We start from the raw sequence: 16,928 nt of genomic DNA, 5'->3' as shown, positions 1-16,928 counted from the left end.
ACAGTATTGCGCCGTTAGCGGCCTTAAGCGGGATAAATTATGTTCAATATTTTCAATGCGATATGGGGGATGTTTTCCAACGATCTGGCGATTGATTTGGGGACAGCAAATACACTCGTCTACATGAAGGGTAAAGGGATCGTTGTCAGTGAACCATCCGTGGTTGCGGTGAAAACCGGTCCAGCCGGGCAGCGTAAGGTTTTGGCTGTTGGCAAGGATGCCAAGGAGATGCTCGGTCGAACCCCGGGCAGCATCGTCGCTATCCGGCCGATGAAAGACGGTGTTATCGCTGACTTTGACTACACCGAAGAGATGTTGCGTTATTTTATCCGCAAGGTGCACAACCGTAAGAACCTGGTGCGGCCGCGGATTGTTATCTGTGTTCCTTCCGGGATTACCCAGGTAGAAAAACGGGCTGTGCGTGAGTCGGCTGAGTCGGCTGGCGCCCGCGAAGTCTATCTGATCGAAGAGCCGATGGCAGCGGCCATTGGTGCCGGCCTGCCGATTACTGAGGCCTCCGGTAATATGATCGTTGATATCGGTGGTGGTACTACCGAGGTTGCAGTCATCTCTCTGGCGGGAATCGTTTATTCGCAGAGCGTCAGGATTGGCGGCGATAAATTGGACGAAGCAATCGTTCAGTATATGAAGCGCAAATATAATTTGTTAATCGGTGAGCGTACGGCGGAGGCAGTCAAAATCGAGATTGGTAACGTCTATGCTGCTGATGATGAGGTTACGTATATGGAGGTCAAGGGGCGGGACCTTGTTAGTGGTATCCCCAAAACGATGGAGATCAACTCCGACGAAATCCGTGAAGCCATGTCTGAGCCGATCAACACCATTATCGAGGCGGTGCGGATCACCCTGGAAAGAACACCTCCGGAACTGGCTGCGGATATTATCGACAAGGGTATCGTGCTGGCGGGTGGTGGTGCGTATCTGAAAAACCTCGATATCCTGCTGCGCGAGGAAACCGGACTGCCGGTTGTCGCCGCTGAAGATCCACTGTCCTGCGTCGTGCTTGGCTCTGGTGCTATTCTCGATCAGCTTGATCTGTTGCGGCAAGTTGCTGTGTCGTCTTGATCGTTGGTGACAAGAACCATTTGTTTTCGTGATTGAAAATGGGGAGGATCCTGCGATTCTCCCTTTTTATTTTGTATTACGTCAATTCCGGTGCCAGCAGCTTTGGTGTCGTTGAGGCTTGGCATGCGTGACCTGGTTAAACGCTACCGCAATTTTCTCCTGGCAGTTGCCCTGCTGCTTTCCATATTACTCTTCTATTCATACAACCTGCGTCACAAAACATCGACCACGTTTATGGAGCGGGCGGTTCTGACCCTGGCTGCTCCGTTTCAGGCCAGTATTGACGGTGTTGCCGATAGCCTCTCCGGTCTATGGCAGGGCTATGTCTGGTTGATCGACACTGAGCAGCGTAACCTCGTACTGGAACAGGAAAACCAGAAGCTGTTATCTGCTCTGCAGCAGGTCGAAGAATTTCGTTTGCAGAATGAACGCCTGCGCAAACTCTTGGCCTTTGTCGATGACATTGATCGTCCGGCGCTCCCGGCGCAGGTCATCGGTGAGGATGCCAGCAGTTGGGCGCGGACGATCACGATTGACAAGGGGACTCGAGCCGGCTTGCGGGTCGGTCTGCCGGTTGTCGCGGCGCAGGGCGTTGTCGGCCGAATTATCAAGTCGGCGCCCAACAGTTCGCGGGTCTTGCTGGTGACAGATGCCTCTTCAGCCATTGCTGCATTAATTCAGAGAACGCGGACTCGTGGCGTCGCACGAGGTCACGGGATGGAAATGACCCTTGATTATGCTTTACGCAATGCCGATATCGAGCAGGGTGACCTGCTGGTGACGTCGGGGATGGGCGGGGTTTTCCCGAAAGGGCTGCCGCTCGGTTATGTTTCTGCCGTTATGCGCGACAAGTTTGGCCTGTTTCAAACGGTTGATATTGTCACTGCCGTGGATTTCTCCCATTTGGAAGAAGTTCTGGTGGTCGTTGGAGAAGACCGATGAGAGGCTTTGTTCTTTATCTTTTTATCGGCATGTTCGCCGTTCTTCTGCAGACCAGTGTTTTCCCGCTATTTTTACCTCCTAGTCTTTGCCCGGATCTGCTGCTGGGACTGATTATCTATCTGGGGTTGAGTGAAAACATGCTGCGGGCGGTGTTGTTAACCCTGCTGTTGGGTGGTATCCACGATAGTTTCAGTGGTACCAGCCTCGGTTTATATGTCTTTGTTTACCAGGCGATATTGCACCTGGTTCGATTGCTCTCGGATCACCTGAATGTTGAAAGTCCACCCCTGTTAATGTTGTTGATCACCATGGGGACCCTGTTTCAGAACCTGTTGATTATTGTCTGCCTGATTATTTTTGCTGACGCCGGCCCGGTGTTGCAGATTTTATTGCCTGCCCTCCCGCAACAGCTGCTTGTCAACTTACTCGCTTCGGCGGCAATGCTGTCCCTGGTTTTGCGCCTGCAACCCCTGTTTGGTAACCGCGCCGGTTTGGCCGGGTTGCTTTACCAGAGTAAACGTCATGGGACTTGATGCTAAATGGACGGAACTGCCGGTAGTTCAGCGTCGCTTCCTGTTTTTTTCTGCAGCCGCAGCCCTCGTTTTTCTGCTGTTGGCTTTCCGGCTCTGGTATCTGCAGATTATCAGCCATGATGATTATCAGGAACGCTCGGTGCGCAATCGGACCCGGGTTTTGCCTTTGGAAGCACCACGAGGCCCGGTTTATGATCGTAATGGACTGTTGCTGGTCGATAACCGTCCCTCCTTTCGCATTTCGGTCATGCGCCAGGATGTTGAGGATAAACAGGCTTTGCTCGAACGGTTGGCGCTGTTGTTGGAAGTCGATCTCGCGGTTCTCGAGAAACGCTGGCAGGAAGGCCGACGTTTTCCGATTTACCGGCCGGTGCCGTTGGCGGATGATGTCCGTAGGGAGTTGATGGAACGCATTCAGGAGCACAGCGTTGATTTGCCGGGGGTTTTAACCGAGGTGCGGCCGGTGCGTGATTATCTGGAAAAAGGTTCGGCTGCCCACTTGGTCGGTTACTTGGGGGAAATTACCGAAGAAGAACTGTCCAGCGAAAAGTTCAGCGGTTACCGTGCTGGTGATTACGTTGGTAAAATTGCTCTGGAAAAATCTTTTGAGGCTTATCTAAAAGGGGAAAAAGGTCAGCGGCTGCTTGAAGTTGATGTCAAAGGCAAGCTCCTGCGGCAGCTTCAGATGGAGGCTGCTCAGCCGGGAAACCGGATGTATCTGACGCTCGATCTGAAGCTGCAACGCGCGGCGGATGAAGCCTTTGGCGATCAGTCCGGTGCGGCTATTGCTCTCGATGTCAACAATGGTGATATCCTCGCCATGGTCAGCCGGCCAACCTTCGATCCGGCTCTGTTCGCCCGTGGGATCGCTAGCGATGAATGGCTGACGTTATTGAAAGACAAGCGCCATCCATTACAGAATAAGGTGATTGCCGGACAGTATCCGCCCGGTTCGACATTTAAGATGGTCGTCGCCCTGTCGGCAATGCGCGAAGGGATCGCCAGCAGCAATCGGGTGGTTGATTGTCAGGGTGATTATTTGCTTGGGGGGTCGCGTTTCCGTTGCTGGAAAAAAGCTGGACACGGGCGCACCAATTTGAAAAAAGCACTGCGTGAAAGTTGTGACGTCTGGTTTTATCAGGTTGGCCTGGAGTTAGGGATCGATAAACTCTCTGCGGCGGCTAAAGAACTTGGTTTGGGGGCACCCGTTGGTTATCCGTTGCCAGGCGAAAAAAAGGGCGTCATCCCTACCCAGGAATGGAAGCGCGCCCGATATAATAAACCCTGGTATGCTGGCGAAACCGTCATTGCCTCCATCGGTCAGGGCTTCGTTCTCAGCACGCCCATCCAGTTGGCGGTGATGACGGCGGCGCTCGCCAATGGTGGTAAGGTTTTGAAGCCGCAACTGATTGAGCGGATCGAGGATTGGCAGGGAAATCTGTTATTGCAACCGGAAACCGAGGTTATCCGTCAGGCCACTTATTCTCCGGCGGCCTGGAAAGCGATCAATAGCGGTTTAGTGGCGGCGGTTAACGAACCGCGCGGAACCGGTCGGGTGGCTATGCTTGATCAGGTTGTTGTCGCTGGTAAAACCGGGACATCTCAGGTGGTGCGACGCAAATCGGACGAGGAAGAAGAATTGGACGAAGGGGGCGATGTGCCCTATCGTTTTCGCTCGCATGCTCTGTTCGTGGCCTATGCCCCGGCAGAAGATCCGCAGATTGCCGTTGCGGTGGTGGTTGAGCACGGTCAGCATGGTGGTAGCGCTGCGGGTCCTGTGGCCAAGAGTATCATCGAGCGCTATTTTTCCCTGCAGCAAGACCGGCAGAGGCAAGGAGATTAGGCAATGTTTGATCGACGCTTGGCGGTCAATTTTGATTGGATTCTCCTGTTGGCGGTCTGTACGCTGGCCGGTGTTGGTATCCTTAATCTGTTCAGTGCTACCGCCAACTGGCAACTTAGTTCAACCCCCCTCTACATGAAGCAGATGATCTGGTTGGGTGGAGGGTTGGTGTTGGTGTTGCTGATCTGCTGTTTCGATTACCGACATCTCGAACATTTTGCTATCCACGGTTATATCCTCACCATCGGTATGTTGCTGTTTGTGCTGGTTTCGGGGAAGACCTCGATGGGGGCAACCCGCTGGATAAATCTTGGTTTTTTCAATCTTCAGCCGAGTGAGGTGATCAAAATCGTCATGATCCTGCTGCTGGCGAGGATCTTTGGTCGAACCGCGCAACCCGAGGGCTACAGTCTGTCCGAGTTGTGGTGCCCAGCGTTACTGTTGCTGCTGCCGGTGGTTTTGATTCTTAAACAACCCGACCTGGGGACCTCGCTGATGGTGGTGTTTATATCCGTCTCAATGTTGCTGTTCGCTGGGTTGCAGCGCTCGACTCTGCTTGGTCTCAGTCTGTTGGGGGTGGTGGGTGCGGTGCTCGGTTGGTTCGGCTTGCATGGTTATCAGAAGGCGCGGATTATGACCTTTCTTAATCCCGAAGCCGACCCGCTCGGCAGCGGCTACCATATCATCCAGTCGAAAATCGCCGTTGGCAGTGGCGGTTTTTTCGGTAAGGGATATCTTCAGGGGACTCAGTCGCAGTTGTCTTTTTTGCCGGAGCGACACACCGATTTCGCTTTTTCGGTATTTGCCGAAGAATGGGGTTTTTTGGGCTGCAGCCTGTTGTTGCTCGGTTACCTGTTTTTGGTCATCTGGGGGATCTATATCGCCCGGCGCACGGCGGATCGTTTCGGCATGTTTCTCGCCATCGGTGTGACGGCGATGATCTTCTGGCATATCGTCGTCAACCTCGGCATGGTCATCGGCCTGTTGCCGGTGGTCGGCGTGCCGCTGCCGCTGTTCTCTTATGGTGGTACCAGTATGGTGACGACGATGATCGGGATTGGCTTGTTGATGAGTGTCAGTATGCGGCGCTTTATTTTTTGAACACAGTAGAGAATTTTGGCAAAATAACGGCCGGGCAATGATTTGTCCGGCCGTTTTTTTACTTAAGTTGAAAGATGATTATTGCTGCGGGCCGATTTCAATGCTGGCTCCGATCTGCTCAAAACCCTCCGGAATCAGACCGTCGTTCGACCTGCTGATCAGGGCGACATCCGCCTGAGCGTTGCTCTGTTTGAGCCCTTTTTTACTGATGATGTGCGTCTTTCGTTTGCTTTGCTTCAGCCAGAAGTCGTTGTTTTCGAGTGGATCGTAAAAACGCACGAACCCCCATTTATCGATCGGCTGCTGTTGCTCATGTCGATCGCCTTCGTGATAGAGGCGATCGACGGTCAGAAAGGTGCCGAGCAGCGGGCCATGTTTGCGAAGTGCCTGAAGTGCGTACGACGAGCAGGTCGGGTACATTGGGCAGCGCGGGCCATCGACCGGAGAAATGTATTTCTGGAACAGGCGCACCGCCAGTTGCAGCGGGTCTTTACTCGTGGTGGTTTGCTGCGCTTGTTGTGACGGAACCTCCCACGGACCCCAGTCATCAGCCAGTAGGGTGCTGCAGAGGCAAGCACTGAAAAATAGGAGTAGCAGCAGAAGTTTCATCTTTTTTTTCAGTCGTTTAACGGATCTTCGCCGGTTTTCCAGCTTGGCAGCACGCGGTCACTTAACTGGAAGTCTGGGCCATCATGTTCTGTGTAGATCACATAAACATGTTCCTGGGGGATATCCCAGCGGCGGTTTAATTCTTCCATAATATTTAGGCTCAGCTGGCGTTTCTTTTCCGCGCTTCGGCCGCCGCGTATATCGGCGTTGAGGAAAGCAATGTTACCTGTGGTCCCGGCTCGTCCGAACACTAGATCTTCCTCTGCATAGCAACGGAAGGTGATCCCGATGTGGTCGGTGCCGGTGCTCATGACCTCGGCGAAGTGTTGTTTGGTGGCTTCGGCAAAGGAACGTTTTTCCGAAATCGCCGGAGTGAAGTTCAGTTCGAACTGCAGATGTGGCATCATCGCCCCCTGTTGTCTAGAGATCAGCAAAGTATAGCTGATTCTTCCTTATGGTGCGTTTAATCCTTATTGGAATCTTCTTCTTGGGCTGGAATCGCCGCGTTTTTTAATTCCTGCAGATGCTGCAGTCGGTCATTGATTATTTTTTCATAGCCCCGATCGGTCGGTCGGTAATATTTGCTTCCGGCCAGTTTGTCCGGCAGGTGGGTTTGATCGGCAACGGCCCCGTTAAAATTATGGGCATACTTGTAGCCTTTACCGTAGCCCTGCTCTTTCATCAATTTGGTTGGTGCGTTGCGGATATGCTTGGGCACCGGTAGCGCGCCTGATTTGCGCACTTCTGCCAGGGCTTCGTTGATACCGAGGTAACTGGCGTTGCTTTTCGGTGCCGTGGCTAGGTAGGTGACCCCTTGCGCCAGGTTGATGCGCGCTTCCGGCAGGCCGATAAAATGGACCGCCTGCTGGACTGCCAGGGCCATTTGCAGAGCACGCGGATCGGCGTTGCCGATATCTTCGGAGGCGAAGATCACCATTCGGCGCACGATGAACAGCGGGGCTTCGCCTGCTTCAAGCATCCGTGCCAGCCAGTACAGGGCACCATCGGCATCGCTACCGCGCATACTTTTTATGAAGGCGGAGATGACGTTGTAGTGTTCATCTGCCCCTTTATCATAGAGGAGTGCCTTTTTCTGCAGTGCTTCTTGGGTAATCGGCAGGTCAATGTGCTCATTCTGTGCTGCCGAGGCCGCCACTTCCAGCGCTCCGAGAGCGATGCGGGCGTCACCATCCGCTTGTTCGGCAAGAAAGTCGCTGGCCTCGTCATCCATTATAAGTTTTTTGCTCGGCAGTCCGCGTGGATCGGTCAGTGCGCGCTGCAGCAGAATCTTCAGGTCGGCGGCCGAGAGGGATTCCAGCACAAAAACCCGGGAGCGCGAGAGCAGCGCCGAGTTGACTTCGAAGCTGGGATTTTCGGTGGTGGCGCCGATCAGGGTGATTTCGCCTTTTTCCACCGAGGGCAAAAAGGCATCCTGCTGAGCCTTGTTGAAGCGGTGGATTTCATCGACAAAAAGCAAGGTTTTGTGGCCATGGTAGGTGCGCTGTTGTTTGGCTTCGGCGAGGATCTCGCGCACATCCTTGATGCTGCCGAGCACCGCCGAAAAGAAAACAAACCGGCTTTGGGTGCTGCCGGCGATCACTTGGCCCAGGGTGGTTTTGCCGGTTCCGGGTGGCCCCCAGAAAATAACCGAGGAGAGTTGGTCGGTTTCGATCAGCCGCCGCAGTAACTTGCCTTCGCCAAGGAGATGTTGCTGGCCGACCACCTCGTCGAGATTGCGTGGCCGCATCCGTTCGGCCAGTGGTGTGTTGCTGCTGTTTTGCGCTGATTGTTCGAAGAGATCCATTGCCAATTCCATTGTCTAAAGAAGCGCTCACTGTAGCATGCTGCGGTCAATCTTAACAACTCTCTAAGTCTTTGAAACCGATAGACTTAAGCTCTTGCTTGTGGTATCTCTCTGGAGTTTCGTGAGGTGACTTTTCCCGGGTGTGGCTTTGCCGCTGCGCGCATGAATTTATTACTTTTCAAGGTGGCTGCTGTGCTGAAAAAAGTTGGCGTTTACGCAAAAAAGAATCATCCCGATGCTGATCAACTTGCGCTCGATATCTGTACTCGTTTTAAGCGCGATAATATCGAGGTGTTGCTGGAGGATAGCCTGGCTGAGCAGATCGGTCAGGTTAACGGCCACGCCGGCGAAGATATCCCCAGTCTGGTTGACTTGATTATTGTGCTTGGTGGCGATGGCACGTTGATCTCTGTTGCCCGGCAGGTCGGTGAGTTGAATGTGCCGATCCTCGGCATCAACCTCGGTCGACTCGGGTTCCTTACCGAGGTCACCCGCGATGAACTGCCTGAGATGCTGGAGCTGCTGATTCGCAATGAATATCAGGTCTCCGACCGGATGATGCTCGATGCCTTTATTCATCGTGACGGCAAGGTGGTTGGCAAATACACGGTGCTTAACGATGTGGTTATCAATAAGGGCGCACTGGCCCGGATTATCGACATGGAAACCTACGTCGATGGCCGCCACTTAAGTACCTACAAGGCCGATGGTCTGATTGTCGCCACCCCGACCGGGTCTACCGGTTATAGTCTGGCTGCCGGGGGGCCGATTATTTTCCCTGAAATCAATAGTTTGCTGATCTCGCCGATCTGCCCACACATGTTGACCAACCGGCCGATTGTAGTTTGGAGCAAGTCGATCATTGAGATCAAGGTCAATTTTGAGGATGACGTGGTGTTCTTCACTGCCGACGGCCAGGTCGGTCGCAAATTGCTGCCGGGAGACACGGTTGAAGTCCGCCGCTCCGAAGCGCGGACCCGTTTGGTGACCAGTCCGAGCAAGGATTATTTCAAGATCTTACGCACCAAGCTGAGTTGGGGGGAACGCTAGGGAGCGCTGACAAAAACTGGAGAGCTGGTTTGTCGTCAGCCGCTTTTATGTTTTTTGATTTTCGATCCTCGGGTCTTACGCTATGATCACCGACCTTATAATAAAAAATTTCGCTATCATCGAGAACCTGCACGTCTCTTTTGGGGCCGGTTTTAATGTGTTGACTGGAGAAACTGGCGCGGGCAAGTCGATTATTATCGATGCCGTCAACCTGCTGCTCGGTGGTCGTGCGCGCGGTGAGGTGATTCGTACTGGAGCGGACGAGGCTTCGGTTGAAGCGATTTTTGATCTGCAGGGTGAAAGTGCGGTCCGCCGCGAACTTGTCGAGCAGGGGTTGGACTGCGAGGATGAGCTGCTGGTTCGCCGGATCGTTGCGCGGTCGGGAAAAAATCGGGTCTTTATTAACGGTTCGCCGGTACCTCTGGGACAGTTGCGTGGTTTGACCAGCCGGTTGGTTAATATCTATGGTCAACACGAACATCAGAACCTACAGCGCACCGAAACCCACCTTGAATTGCTCGACAACTTTGCCGGATTACAGAAGCCTCTGGGAGAATATCGGGACGCCTTTGAACAGTGCCAGCGGTTACAGCAGAAGCTGGGCAGTTTGGATCTGGCCGAACGGGAGCGACAACAGCGCCTCGATATGCTGCTTTTTCAGCAACAGGAACTTGCTGCGGCCAAATTGATCGCCGGCGAAGATGTTGAACTGGAGCTGGAACGTTCGTTGCTCTTGAATGCAGAGAAGCTGACCGCCGCAACCTCAGGTGGCTATGCCCTCCTCTATGGTAGCCAGCAGGCCATCTGTGGCCAGCTTGGTCCGCTCGCTGATCAGTTAGGAAATCTGCAACAGGTCGATCCGCAGTTGGCCACCCTGGCAGAAACGCTGCGCAGCAGTCTTTACAATCTGGAGGATGTCGCCAGCGAACTCCGTGCTTATGCAGACAAACTTGATTTTGAACCGCATCGCCAGCAGCAGGTTGAGGAACGACTGGCCCTGTTGATGACACTGAAACGCAAGTATGCGCCGTCGGTCGAAGAGCTGCTTGCTTACCAGATGCGCATCGAAGCAGAGTTGGCCGAATTGGTCGATCTTGACGGGCACCGTGCGGAATTGCAGCAGCATCTCGATGCCGCCCGGATAGCCGTTGCAACAGCCGGAGGCTTGTTGAGCAGACAGCGCAACGAGGCGGCCGCTATTCTGGCCAGCGCAGTCGAAAAAGAGTTGGCCGATCTGGCAATGCCGAAGGCCAGCTTCGAGATGCGCTTGTTGCTTTTGCCGGAACCGGCGCTGGACGGACTGGAGCGCGGGGAGTTTTATCTGGCGGCAAACCCGGGGGAAGAGGCGCAGCCGTTGGCCAAGATTGCCTCCGGTGGTGAACTGTCACGCATTATGCTCGCTTTGAAGCGCAGCGCCCCGGAGGGGGATGGGGTGCGAACCCTGATCTTTGACGAGGTGGATGCCGGGATTGGTGGTGAGGCAGCGACGGCGGTCGGTGAGAAAATCAGTCGTTTGGGACAAGCATTACAGGTGCTGTGTGTGACCCATTTACCGCAGGTTGCCGCTTTTGCCGATCTGCATTATCGTGTGACCAAGGATGAAGTGGGTGGTCGGACCAGTACCAGTTTGCGCTGCTTGGATGTTGAGGAACAGGTTGCGGAAATGGCGCGGATGCTCGGTGGTGCTCATGTTGGTGAGCGGACATTAGAGCACGCTCGTGAATTGATCAGTAGCTCTAAAGGTCGTGTTAGTGCCTAAACCTTATTTACGGGAGTCATTATGATCCGTCGTGCTCGAATTCCAGATGCCCGAGCAATCCATCAATTGTTGCTTGATTACGCTAAAGATGGTCAGTTGCTGGGCCGATCTCTGGCTGATATTTATGAGAATATCCGTGATTTTTACGTTTATGATGAAGCGGGGAAGATTCTTGGTGTCGGTGCTTTGGCGATTAGTTGGGAAGACTTGGCGGAGGTTCGCTCTTTAGCCGTCGCCCCCGGACAGCAGGGTAAGGGGATTGGACGTAAGATTGTTGAAATCTGTCTTGAAGAGGCCGCTGAGCTGGGTTTGAAAAAGGTCTTTGCCTTGACCTATCAACCTGATTTTTTCAAAAAACTTGGTTTTTGTGATATCGAAAAATCAGAATTGCCGCAGAAGATATGGGGCGATTGTCTTAAATGTGTTAAATTCCCCGATTGTGATGAGTTTGCTTTGTCGATTGACCTGCTGAACTGATTATTTAAGCTGCGAGTGTTCCTCAGCGACTTGACGGTCTATGAGGTTATTTCGCGGTTTTATTTGTATTTAATTTTATGTTTTTAGCCGTCCATATCTTTTAAACGAATCATTTGTCCTGAATTTTCATTAGTTTTCAGGTCGTGCACTGTTCACGCTGTTGCTCGGCCCGTTTTTTGCTCACTATTTTATCACTTTGCTCGAGAGTGGCTAACTTGTTGAAAAAGTTAGATTTTTATAATGTTTGGGGGGCGACTGTTGCGCACCGGAGAAACTATTTTAAGGCACTTCAGTATTCTTTTTATTGCTGTGTGTCTTATGTTGAATATGCTGAGCCTTGCTGCCAGCGCTGAGCAGAATATTCAGGCGCTGCGCTCCGTTAAGGTTATCAGTACCGACGAGGTTGGCGCACCGTTGCGCTTTCCGTCCGGCATAACCTACGATCGCGACGCTGATGAAATTTATGTCACCAGTCCACAGAGAAATAAGCTCGTGGTTATGACGCCGGACTATTTTCCTTACCTTTCGCTCGGTGCCGGGCGCGGCCTTAACAGTATCAGCAAGTCATTTATTAAAGATGGTTTGCTGTATGTCTGTCTTGGTGCCAGTGAGGTGGAGATGCGCCCGCATATTGCCGTACTCGATATGGCTTTTATGCCGGTGAAGCAGATTTTTTTCCCTGACTTTGAGTTCTTCTCCCCCCTCGGTGTGGCGGTTGGGCTTAATGGCAATATTTATGTTGTTGGAATGAACGGAACCGGGGTCATGGTGCTGAACAGTGCTGGTGATTTTTTGCGCTGGATAGAGCCGAAGGATGAGGTTCTCGAGGTTATGGAAAAAGCACCCATCCTTGGTCTTGATGTCGGTAGCGATGGCCGGCTCTATTTTCTTAGCGAGGCGATGGGGCGCGTTTTTGTCTACAGTTCGGACGAGAAGTTTCTCTACAAATTCGGAGAAAAGGGCGGCGAGCCTGGAAAGCTGTCCCGACCACGCGGGATCGCTGTTGATGATGTCAGGCAACAGGTCTACTTGGTTGATTATCAGCGACACACCATGTCGGTTTACGCGATGACCGGGGAATACCTGTTCGAAGTCGGCGGCATGGGTGGTGGACGTGGCTGGTTTTATTATCCGAGTGACCTGATTGTTGATGGCCAGGGACGGATCATTGTCGCTGATACCTTTAATCATCGTTTGCAGGTCTTTGAGTTTATCAGTGAACGTGGCTACGGCAGCAAGCGTCGCGCTGCTGGTCAAAAAAATGCTGACGCAGCAGAAAGCGCTGCTGATTCAACAATGGTCGATGAATCGCAAACGGTTGGTGAGGCGCAAGCTGTTGCTGCTCCCGGTATTGCCGAGGTCATCCGCATTCGCAGTCTGAAACAGCCAATCCAGATTGATCTTCCTGGGGACTTTCTGGTTGTGACCGGCTTGGCCAGGCAGCAAGCCGATGCCGCTGAGCAGCAATTACAGCTTTCCCGCAAGGGCTACCCGGCGCGTATTGCATCGTTGGATAAGGGCAAGAGTGGTCTCTGGTATCAGGTGTTTGTCGGCCCCTATGTTGATCCTCTCAAGGCACATGAAGTTGCCAAGCGGATCCGTGCCGAAGAGAAGCTTCCGGCCATACTGAAAACGCGTGGCAAGCCGTTGGAGCTTGAGTTGACGAAAGTTGAAACTCCGTTGCCAGAGCGCGAAACAGCAAAGCTGGGAGAGTCGGAAGAGTCGGAAGGGTCGGAAGAGGTAAACTTTGTCGAAGCGATAACTCTCCCTGAGTACCAGATTCCAACCATCGAAACGTTGGAGCAGCCGGCCGAAAAGATCTTCCCCGCGGTTGAGTTGTTTGACAGGATTAAGGTTCTGCCTAAGGATGACATCCATGCTCCTCTGGAGCAGATGATAAAGCCGATGCTGAAACCTGCAACGCCCGCACCGCAGGAAGCACCACCGCAGAGTAAGCACGAACCTTCCCCGGCGGCGCAGAAAAGCAGGGTTGTGGCAGCGAAACCAAAATTGAAGAAGAAGTTGGTTCCCACTGTCGCCCCCCTAGCAGTGGCCCAGGTTGCGGTCGATAAAAAAGTCAATTCCTGCATGGTTTGTCATGACAAGCAGCTCGCCATGTTCTGTCAACAATGTCACTCTGGTGAGCGGGATACGCGCGTGGCGGTAGGGTTGTGATGCATATGAAACGGGAAATGACGAGTGTTTTGTTGGTTGTTCCAGTTTTGTTCCTGCTGCTGATTCTGCCCGGCCGTAGTTTGGCGGTTGATGCTCCTGCGCTGCAGGCAGACGACTGCCAAAAATGTCACACCACAGTGTTGCAGGAAATTGCTGAGACCGGCGGCAAACACCGGGATGCTGTGACTTGCGTCGACTGTCACAAGGAGCATCCGCCGCGTGGAGTTAACCCGATTCCCGCTTGCGCTCAGTGTCACGATGCGCGGCAACGCGACCATTTTGCCGTTGCCGATTGCCTTGGTTGTCACCGTCCGCACAGCCCGCTGAACATCAGTTATCAAACGGTTGCCAGGGTGACTCCGGCTTGTCAGACCTGTCACTCCGCTCAAGCCACTGAATTGATGGAGTACCAGAGCAACCACTCGGTCCTCGACTGCAAGGCTTGTCATGACCGGCACGGTGAATATTTCGATTGTCTTGTTTGCCACGATCCGCACCTTGAGTCTCAGGACTACGCTGATTGTCGACGTTGTCATCAGCCGCATTCGCCGCTGCGGGTTGCCTATCTGAATAACCTGGGTTCCGAACAATGTACCGGTTGTCATGTGCGGGAAGGGCAGTTGCTGCAAAAGACAACCACCAAGCATCGCCTGTTGCTCTGTGTGTACTGCCACAAGAGCCTTCACAAGCGGGTTCCGAAGTGTGAAACTTGTCATTTTGAGCCGCATAATTCCGGGATGCATGACAAATTCCCAGACTGTGTGACCTGTCATGGCGGGCCGCATAATCTTGTGAATTGATTTTTTGACTGGATTCTATATTTGATGTTGTCGTCAGATCGCTCACATTTTTTTATGTTTTGTCTGCTTGCCGTCGTGCTGTGTGGCGCGTGGTTCTCTTCGGATACGTACGCTGGTGATCCCTTGGGTTTTTCCAGTAGTTGGAACTACCGGGAAAGCGGTGGGGAGGATGAGGGCAGCCGTCAGTTTACGGATAATTATAATTTGACGTACAGTAAGGAGCTGAGCGCGGCAATGACGTTTGCTGGCTCGGTCCGCTACAATAAAAGTCGTCCCTCCTCTGGGAATGACAGTTATTCCCTCAATCCAAACTTATCGTTTGATTTACGTAACGATCTGTTTTCGCTGAACCTGAATGCTTCGCAGTCAGAGAGCGGTCAAAAGGGAGCTGCGACTCGGACCACCGATTCCTGGGGTTTGAACCTGAACAGTCAAATTGAGGACTGGCCAAGTCTGCGTCTCTATTTTAATCAGAGTACCTCAACCGATGACAGTAACCCGGCGCAGGTCGATAACGACTCAAATACCGTCGGTGTCAGTATTGAACATTCCTTTGAGCTTATCGATCTGCTCTATGATGTCCGCGCGGCGAAATCTTCCGACAATATCAACAGCAGCGATAGCGAAACCTTCGATCAGACCGCTCAGATCAGCTACGCTCAGAGCTTTTTTGCGGGGCGGGTTTCGGTTTCTGCGTCACAACAGTTTCAAATAACGGAAAATTCTTCAACCCAAGTGGTTGGAACCGGCAACCTATTTTATCCTGAACTGAATATTCTTGGCCGCTTTTACGAAGAAGGCGGGGTGCCGACCACCGCCCCCCTCGGGACGGTCTCATTTCAGGGGGTTGATATCTTCAGTACCTCCGATGATCAAAATATGAGTATTCGGGTTGATAGCCAGCCGGTCAAGCGGTTGCAGGTCTGGTTTGATCGCGAACTCACAAACGCTCAGCTACTCGACATGGCAGGAGGCTCTGCTTGGACGGTTTACCGCAGCAACAATAGTTTGGGCACAAGTTGGACGCAGATTGCTGGTGTTGTCCGGTCCGATGCGGTCGTTTTTGATCCACTGGATAACACAGACAAGACCGTGGTTACCTTGCTGTTGCCTGCCGTCGAAAGCGTTGATTACATCAGGGTTGTTGCCGATACGCTGACCGATGCCCCAGGCTTGATTGAAGATATTATCCCCCAGGAAGAGCGGATCGCCGCTTCGGATGTCGTCAGCCTGTCGCGTGAAACCAAGAACATGCAGACCCAATTCAGTACCTCGGTACGAGTTACTGATAAGTGGAGTGTGTCTTATAGTCTGCGCCGCGCGCAAGATCAGCAGGATTCTGGTGATTCGGTCCAATTCAACCACTCGTTAAGCAGCAGCTATACCCTGAATGAAAAGGTCAGTTTTTCTGCCAGCGTCAGTGAAAATACTGATGAAGCAGATAACTCGGCCGGGCGGCAAAGCCGATCCTTTTCTCTGGCGATGTCGGCCCAGCCGTTGTCGACGTTAAATGTCTCGCTTGGCTATACCCGTTCAGAGAGTGAGTCGGATGATGGTCAGAATACGGTGAGTAACTCGATCAGCTCGTCACTGAACGCGACTATTTATCCAGACTTGACCGCCAGCATGACGGGCAATCTCTCGAAGAGTGAAAATATCGCTGAGGGCACCGAGAGCAGCAGCTTTGGTTTGACCTTAAATACCACCGCCTATTTTACTCCCAAGGTCGATATGAATACCAATCTCAGTTACACCGAGTCTGACTCCAGTGGCGGCGAGACAACCCAGGCGACCAGTTACGGCATGACGCTTGGATATCGTCCGTCGGATATGCTGCTGCTTAACTTCAGTTACGACGGTGATGTCGAAGAGGGAAGTTCTTCCTTTAGCGGAAACTCCAGTTGGCTGTGGAGTAAAAAATTGCAGTCCCAGTTTGGGCTCTCTTATGATTTTGGCGAGGAGGCCAGCCAGCAGTACAATGCTTTATTGAGCTGGTTGATCAATCGCAGTTTGTCTTTTCAGACTTCGGGTAATTACCAGATGGCTGAAGACAGTAATAGCTGGAATAGCAACGCGTCATTGAACATGATTTTCTGATAGCGAATAGTTGGTTTCTGGTCTGCTCAGGGACCATCCCGGATGATCGGGAAACATGAAGGAGAAGGTGTTTATCGTGCGTAAATATGGATGGATGATTTTAGTCTTCTGTATCGGATTCCTCAGTAGCTGTACATCGGTGCCTCGCCATTACGCTGCGGAGAGCCTCGGTCTCGGATATGTCAAACGGGTCGTTGTTTTGCCATTTGAAAACCACACCGAAACCAAGCATGCAGAGTTACGCTTCAGTGATGTCGTAACAACGGAAATTCTCAGTCGTGGACTTTTTGAAGTCGTCGAAAAAGGCGAGGCACAGCGGTTCTTGCGCGAAGAGTTGGTGCAAAAAGAGCAAGACACGCTTGATCAGGCGACTGGCATGCGACTCGGTCAGGAATTAAATGTTGAAGCTTATCTGGCCGGCGCGGTAGAGGATTTCAGCGAAGTTCAGAACGGCAGCTATTCCTATCCGGTCATCGCCGCGACCCTGCGCCTGGTTGATGTCAAAACCGGTCAGATCATCTGGCAAGCCAGTGGCAGTGAGAGTGGTTATCGAACCGTCGACCGACTCTTCGGCTTTGCCAGTGAGGATGTTAATCAGGTCGGCTTTCGTCTGGCCCAGAGATTGTTGTCAACCTTGTCGGGGGAGTAACCT

At 52.6% G+C, this 16,928-nt stretch carries 15 protein-coding genes; 12 read left to right on the top strand and 3 right to left on the bottom strand.

Annotated features, from left to right (window positions below; translation table 11 throughout):
• The first annotated feature begins 39 nt into the window (after positions 1–39).
• The 5 genes from ACZ5PT_RS19040 (at position 40) to rodA (ending at position 5,505) form a co-directional block, all read left to right on the top strand.
• Positions 40–1,086, top strand: a complete 1,047-nt coding sequence (locus ACZ5PT_RS19040) for a rod shape-determining protein (protein WP_464264597.1) — start codon at positions 40–42, stop codon at positions 1,084–1,086.
• A 123-nt stretch (positions 1,087–1,209) separates the two neighbouring features.
• On the top strand, positions 1,210–2,028 hold the full coding sequence (gene mreC / locus ACZ5PT_RS19035) for a rod shape-determining protein MreC (protein ID WP_464264596.1): 819 nt from the start codon (positions 1,210–1,212) through the stop codon (positions 2,026–2,028).
• Positions 2,025–2,561, top strand: coding sequence for a rod shape-determining protein MreD (gene mreD / locus ACZ5PT_RS19030; RefSeq protein WP_464264595.1), 537 nt, complete (start codon positions 2,025–2,027; stop codon positions 2,559–2,561). Before mreC ends, mreD begins: the two co-directional genes overlap by 4 nt.
• Positions 2,551–4,404, top strand: a complete 1,854-nt coding sequence (gene mrdA / locus ACZ5PT_RS19025; protein WP_464264594.1) for a penicillin-binding protein 2 — start codon at positions 2,551–2,553, stop codon at positions 4,402–4,404. The genes mreD and mrdA overlap by 11 nt, the downstream gene beginning before the upstream one ends.
• 3 nt (positions 4,405–4,407) lie before the next feature.
• Positions 4,408–5,505 (top strand): rod shape-determining protein RodA, encoded by a 1,098-nt coding sequence (gene rodA, locus ACZ5PT_RS19020; protein WP_464264593.1) that lies wholly within the window; start codon positions 4,408–4,410, stop codon positions 5,503–5,505.
• A gap of 78 nt (positions 5,506–5,583) precedes the next feature.
• On the opposite strand, the gene yidD is transcribed toward rodA, so the two are convergent.
• The 3 genes from yidD to ACZ5PT_RS19005 are packed head-to-tail and all read right to left on the bottom strand — an operon-like array spanning position 5,584 to position 7,918.
• Positions 5,584–6,114 carry a membrane protein insertion efficiency factor YidD gene (gene yidD, locus ACZ5PT_RS19015; RefSeq protein ID WP_464264592.1) on the bottom strand — a complete coding sequence of 177 codons (531 nt, stop codon included), beginning with the start codon at positions 6,112–6,114 and terminating at the stop codon, positions 5,584–5,586.
• A gap of 8 nt (positions 6,115–6,122) precedes the next feature.
• On the bottom strand, positions 6,123–6,518 hold the full coding sequence (locus ACZ5PT_RS19010) for a tautomerase family protein (protein ID WP_464264591.1): 396 nt from the start codon (positions 6,516–6,518) through the stop codon (positions 6,123–6,125).
• Between the two features lie 59 nt (positions 6,519–6,577).
• Positions 6,578–7,918: a replication-associated recombination protein A gene (locus ACZ5PT_RS19005; protein WP_464264590.1), complete on the bottom strand. Its 1,341-nt coding sequence runs from the start codon at positions 7,916–7,918 to the stop codon at positions 6,578–6,580.
• Positions 7,919–8,113: 195 nt separating this feature from the next.
• Between ACZ5PT_RS19005 and ACZ5PT_RS19000 the strand changes: the two genes are divergently transcribed.
• The 7 genes from ACZ5PT_RS19000 (at position 8,114) to ACZ5PT_RS18970 (ending at position 16,925) form a co-directional block, all read left to right on the top strand.
• Positions 8,114–8,968: an NAD(+)/NADH kinase gene (locus ACZ5PT_RS19000; RefSeq protein ID WP_464266768.1), complete on the top strand. Its 855-nt coding sequence runs from the start codon at positions 8,114–8,116 to the stop codon at positions 8,966–8,968.
• An 82-nt stretch (positions 8,969–9,050) separates the two neighbouring features.
• A complete protein-coding gene (recN, locus tag ACZ5PT_RS18995) occupies positions 9,051–10,727 on the top strand; it encodes a DNA repair protein RecN (protein ID WP_464264589.1) in 1,677 nt (558 codons plus the stop codon).
• A gap of 21 nt (positions 10,728–10,748) precedes the next feature.
• Complete coding sequence (locus ACZ5PT_RS18990) at positions 10,749–11,204, top strand: N-acetyltransferase (protein ID WP_464264588.1); 456 nt, start codon at positions 10,749–10,751, stop codon at positions 11,202–11,204.
• Positions 11,205–11,522: 318 nt separating this feature from the next.
• Complete coding sequence (locus tag ACZ5PT_RS18985; RefSeq protein WP_464264587.1) at positions 11,523–13,379, top strand: SPOR domain-containing protein; 1,857 nt, start codon at positions 11,523–11,525, stop codon at positions 13,377–13,379.
• A 17-nt stretch (positions 13,380–13,396) separates the two neighbouring features.
• Positions 13,397–14,179: a cytochrome c3 family protein gene (locus ACZ5PT_RS18980; RefSeq protein ID WP_464264586.1), complete on the top strand. Its 783-nt coding sequence runs from the start codon at positions 13,397–13,399 to the stop codon at positions 14,177–14,179.
• 24 nt (positions 14,180–14,203) lie between these two features.
• On the top strand, positions 14,204–16,276 hold the full coding sequence (locus tag ACZ5PT_RS18975) for a TonB-dependent receptor (protein ID WP_464264585.1): 2,073 nt from the start codon (positions 14,204–14,206) through the stop codon (positions 16,274–16,276).
• A gap of 55 nt (positions 16,277–16,331) precedes the next feature.
• Positions 16,332–16,925, top strand: a complete 594-nt coding sequence (locus ACZ5PT_RS18970; RefSeq protein WP_464264584.1) for a hypothetical protein — start codon at positions 16,332–16,334, stop codon at positions 16,923–16,925.
• Positions 16,926–16,928: the final 3 nt, after the last annotated feature.

Source organism: Desulfuromusa ferrireducens, from assembly GCF_055389805.1.
This window is presented reverse-complemented; position numbering and strand designations above follow the sequence as displayed.